The organism is Candidatus Binatus sp., assembly GCF_030646925.1.
Taxonomy (GTDB): domain Bacteria; phylum Desulfobacterota; class Binatia; order Binatales; family Binataceae; genus Binatus.
On the sequence record NZ_JAUSKL010000113.1, the window covers coordinates 1 to 4,647 of the forward strand.

Sequence of the window (4,647 nt, forward strand, 5' to 3'; positions counted from 1 at the left end):
GCTCCACGACAAAGGGTGCATCGCCTGGCCGCGCGAGGCCGACGATCCGGACTCGCGCCTCTCCCGCCTGCGCGAACTGAAGGGTCGCTGTGTGCTGGAAGACCCTCAACTCACGCGTGCAACCCATGTCGGGAGGAAGTCGAACGGTCTCGTAGCGATGCGGCCGGATCTCGGCACCCGAGTCCTGAAAGGTGACTTCGGTTTCGCCCGGCCCAATGCAACCTCCGCCGAAGCTCGTAACAGTGATGGAGATCGGCACGCCAACGCGGGCCGACGAAGGCACTGACAGCGTGGTTGTGTCACCGTAGTGCACCAGTATGGCCGGGCCGCGAACTGTTTCCGGACCCTCCGGCCCAAAGCTCGAGCATGCACCAAGAAAAAAAAGGTAACCGAGCGCGGCTGCGCCAAGCCATGGCGCTCTCATCGCAACGTCACAGCGAGCGCGTACATAAGTGTGACGGACTGAGAACGTGTCATACGATCAATCCTCCTTGTGGAGGCGCGAGTCGCCGCGGCGCATCGCGCCTGGTGTGGGAACGCGCTGTGGGCCCCCTCAGCCGCAGTCCGTCGTGACGCTGCGTTCAACAAAACGAACGGGACCAGCGGACAGCGGCAGCGAAGCGATGTCTACGGGCGCGGTGAGCGCCAACGTGACCCCGCAGTTTTTCCCTGGCGAGCTTGAGCGAACGCTTATAGCGACACCATCGGCCACCTCCGCGGAGGCTCGCTCGAGCAAAATGCCGTAGCCACCGGAGGATCGCGTACCTAACGCAGCGACCACAACCATCTCGCGTGAGAAATCGAACGCCGGAAGAGCAGGCTGTGGGGAACGGCGCGCGTGGATCTGAGTCCAGACCGACTGCCAGGTAGCCGGGTCGCGAACGACGATACGCGCTGGCGTGGCGAGCCCGCTATAAAAGGTATAGGAGTACGGCTCCGCTCGAAGGCGAACCATGGGGACCTCGGGGCCGGAGGGCTCGAGTAGCGATCCCGAGCAGGCGGACACGATTGCTCCCATGGTTACCAAGGAAAAACTGACAAGCTTGTTCATACGGCCTCCTCTGGACACGGGGTTGTGAGCTGAAATACCCCGCATCTTTCGTTCCCGGCATAAGCAGCGATTTGGCCGAAGGAGGGTGCCTGGCTTACCGTCCGATCGCGCTCGGGTCCATCCAGAACACTTCCGGCGTGACCTGCTGCAGCGATGCAGCCGATCTCGAACGCGGCCGAATCGCCCGGCGCCGCGAGCATCTTGTTCACCCAGTAGCCGATCTCGATCCTCGTGACGCGGCCCAAGCGCGAGCGGCTCGATCTCCCACGCCACCTGCGTCCACTTGTTGTTGGCGAGCGTGACGTAGTGGATGCCCTCGCGGTAGTACTTGTCCGGCACCTTCTCCGCGCCGTCGTTGTGCAGGACGATCTGCAGCGGCAGCACGGGCAAGCCGCGGACTTCAGGCTTGATCCAGAGCGAGAGCCGGTTGTACGCGCGCCAGTCCTCGCCGTCGAACGTGCGCCGGAGGTTGACGGACGACAGGCGGTTGCGGGCCGGCGCGGGCGCATCGCGGAACATCTGCATGTCCACGCGGAGGACGCGCATGTTGCCCGGGCGGGGCTCGGTGGGGAAGGTGACGGTGGCGGTGCCGGTGGAGTGCCACGCGTCTGGTCGCGCCATGTCGTCGAGCGTGCGTGACGCGAAGACTGGCTTCCGGAGCCGGGCGGATTCTGCGGAGTGCTCGAACTCGATGGGAAGAATAGAGCGGGCCGGCTGAGCTGAGGCGCTGATGGGCGCACTCACGCAGGCAACGACAGCTAACAAACCTCGCCACGGGATTTGCATGACATTAGAACAAGTCGCACGGTGGGTCAGGACCAGAGACTCGCTCCAGCCGACAGAATGTGCCGTCCTCGGTGGGTACGTTCGGATCGGGTGAACCTCGTAGACGGCCTACTCCCTGAGCTCAACCGAACACCCATCTCGTCACTAAATCATGGTAGTCTTGCTGAATTCCCTCGGGAGCAGGCTCCCTCTCTTCGATTTCGTAGACCCAAGAAGAAATTAGGTTGTCTCCTTTGATCAGCGCTTCAAGCTGAGTACGCAGGGTCTCGCGCGTTTCGGAGAAAAGTTTATCGTTTACGTCGTAGACTGTCCCGATGTGGGCTGCCTCGTGCGCGATGTAGTTCCGAGCGTTCCGGGCTCGGTCCAAGTTGCTCGCGTCCTCGGCGCATATGTGATCTCTCAGTCCAAGCTCGCGCAAGGTCGCGCCCAAATTCTTGTCCCTAAGAGCTTTACCGAAACTCATCACCGATTCGTGATCCGGGGTCTGTTCTGCGAAATCGATCAACTTCGCGATCCGTAGAACATACTGAACCTTTGCTTCAAAAGCGGTAGCAATGTAGAGGGCCTTGCCGAGCGACAAGAAGTATCCATCGAGCGCTGCCTGTGCCTCAATAGGCCGATATCCGAGTGACCAACTCATCGTCAGAGTCTTGAATGCACTATTCTAGCAGCTATTGCGTTGCATCGTGTAGCCTGTCGCGCGCGACAAGAGCAATCATTTGGCTCAGTCGCCGCAGCTCCCCCTGGCCCTAGAATTCCCAGCCGGATACCTGAATCGCGAGGCCGTCATCCGAGATCGTCCCAACTACATCTGAGAACCCAATGTCCGGATAAGCTGTCGCGAGCGCCCCTAGCTTCGTCAAGTCCGGCGCGTAGACCGAGGTTGTATTCGTGCGAGGATTGTGAAGCAATCTGACGGCCGATCCCCCGACTGGCGCCGAGCCCGACCACTGAACATCCGTCAGCGTCCTAGCCTGACTTCCCGTGTCTTCTTCGTAGTCTCCCGACTTAACAAATCGTTCCCAAAGCTGCACATCCCCCCGATTGGTCCAGAGACTAGCGATGGTTTCGCCGGCGCCATCCTGCAGCCAGGTCAGCATTCCATCAACATCCGTGAAGTCTGCGGGGACAGCATTTAGCGCTGCTATTATCATGCGCCGGGAGTGCAAACCTGCCTGAGCCAAGGCAGCGGCTGTCAGTGTGGGCAGCCCATATGTAAGCGACAAAGGAATGCGGCCGATCGCTTCGGCCATACGTTGATCCCCTGCGGCGAGAGCCTGGACGCGAACGGCCTCAACGGCCCATACCAACTGGTAGACCACTGCATTCTGAATAAACTCGACGCCTTCGCTGGTGCCAATCGTCGCTACCAGACTGTCGCCTGCTATCCATTTCCCAAGCAGGTCTGGCCAACCCTCCGGCAAAGACTCTGGGGCAAACGGCGGTATTCTGAAAACCGCTTGGGCGAAGCTAGACAGCTCCTCTGACGCTGCGTTGACCGCGCCTTCCGCTAGCATCGTTTCTGCTCGCGCGAGATGTTCGGAGAGGGCATTCAATTGCGCAATCAGAGCTGACCCGGTGCGATATCCTATGCCTGCTGCGTAAAAGCCAAGCCTCTCCGAGGCTGTTGTATTCCTCCACAGCCATTCGGCTCGTCCGTGAAGTATCGCCGTCTGTAGCGCGGCATCATCGTCTGTCATACGCGAAAGACGTCGTTTCCACAGGGACGTTTGAAGCGCGAGGTCCAACGCGTTCGCGACTTCGTCCTGTGCCAGTTGCGCATCCTCTATGGTCCCAAAGATCATCGTGTCCAACTCCGAAATCGCCTCAAAAAAAGCAAGGTCCGGATCAATGCCAGATTCCGATTCGACGCGATTGCCGGTAAAACCCTCAAGCGTCCAAGGGCCGCTCGTATTCGCTACATAGGAGACAATGTCGTCATAGGTGGCCCCGGTAAACTCTGCGAGAAGGGTCACTAAATGCTGAATCAGGAGGACAATTCCGCTTTCCATTTCCCGAACCTGAGCATTTCGGCGCAGCTTTCGAAAAGCTTCGACACGCTTATCACCTTCGTAGCCCGCTTGGAAAACGGGGTACACCGTGATCCCGTCCAAGTCGACGAAGGCACGACCGGCTCGTCCAACAACATTCGCATATTCGTGTGGAGGGATAGGTTTTCCTGCTCGATAGATCGACCTGAAGAGGAGCACACTGCAGGAAAGGTCGATACCCTGTGCCAGGGTCGGAGAAGAAATAGTTAAGCGCAGTTTTCGCTGCGCCAACAGCTCCTCTACCTCGCCAAGGAACGCTCTTGGCAGCCCGCCGTGATGTACGGCAACTCCGAGTCGCAGACACTCGACAGCAACGTGACCTTCGCCCAACCATTCGACACCAACCGTTAGCGCCCTCGTGATATCTACGTCGGTTGGCAAGTAACTGTCCAAGTAGCCTTGACGATGCAACCGCAGAACTGACAAACCGAGATTTGCCACCGACCCGCGAAGCGGACAATACACCAGGACGCGATGGTCATCATTCAAAAAGGCTTTCGCTGTTGCCAAGACTAGCTCTTCGTCGTTTTGCGGAAATGGGTTCCGCCGCCTACCCCGAGGGGGCTCCGATTTCACGAAGTTTGGCACAAATGGAGTCTGTTCGTCGACCGTGAGCGTCAACCAACCTCGGCCTTCACGCCATCGTACTCGCCCAACGCGTTGGCGAGTTGGGCGCCAATCGGATAGGATCGGCCTCCCGTCGCGGTCGCGCCTTATCCAACGCGTGAAATCTGAGAACGCCTCCCCTTCAGCGAAAAC

General features: G+C 59.4%; 4 protein-coding genes. 1 reads left to right on the plus strand and 3 read right to left on the minus strand.

What is annotated here, in order from left to right:
- On the plus strand, positions 1-286 hold a 286-nt coding region (locus tag Q7S58_RS19655; protein ID WP_304830118.1), incomplete at its 5' end, for a hypothetical protein.
- A gap of 267 nt (positions 287-553) precedes the next feature.
- Here the strand turns inward: Q7S58_RS19655 and Q7S58_RS19660 are convergent.
- From Q7S58_RS19660 to Q7S58_RS19670, 3 genes are all read right to left on the minus strand, one after another.
- Complete coding sequence (locus Q7S58_RS19660; protein WP_304830121.1) at positions 554-1,837, minus strand: protease complex subunit PrcB family protein; 1,284 nt, start codon at positions 1,835-1,837, stop codon at positions 554-556.
- A 121-nt stretch (positions 1,838-1,958) separates the two neighbouring features.
- On the minus strand, positions 1,959-2,477 hold the full coding sequence (locus Q7S58_RS19665; RefSeq protein WP_304830124.1) for a hypothetical protein: 519 nt from the start codon (positions 2,475-2,477) through the stop codon (positions 1,959-1,961).
- A 109-nt stretch (positions 2,478-2,586) separates the two neighbouring features.
- Positions 2,587-4,398: a hypothetical protein gene (locus tag Q7S58_RS19670; RefSeq protein ID WP_304830127.1), complete on the minus strand. Its 1,812-nt coding sequence runs from the start codon at positions 4,396-4,398 to the stop codon at positions 2,587-2,589.
- Between the last annotated feature and the right edge of the window lie 249 nt (positions 4,399-4,647).

What these genes read in the sequence shown, in the direction of transcription:
- Q7S58_RS19665 (WP_304830124.1), bottom strand. Translation starts at nt 2,477, where the DNA reads ATGAGTTGGTCACTCGGATATCGGCCTATTGAGGCACAGGCAGCGCTC.
- Q7S58_RS19660 (WP_304830121.1), bottom strand. Translation starts at nt 1,837, where the DNA reads ATGCAAATCCCGTGGCGAGGTTTGTTAGCTGTCGTTGCCTGCGTGAGT.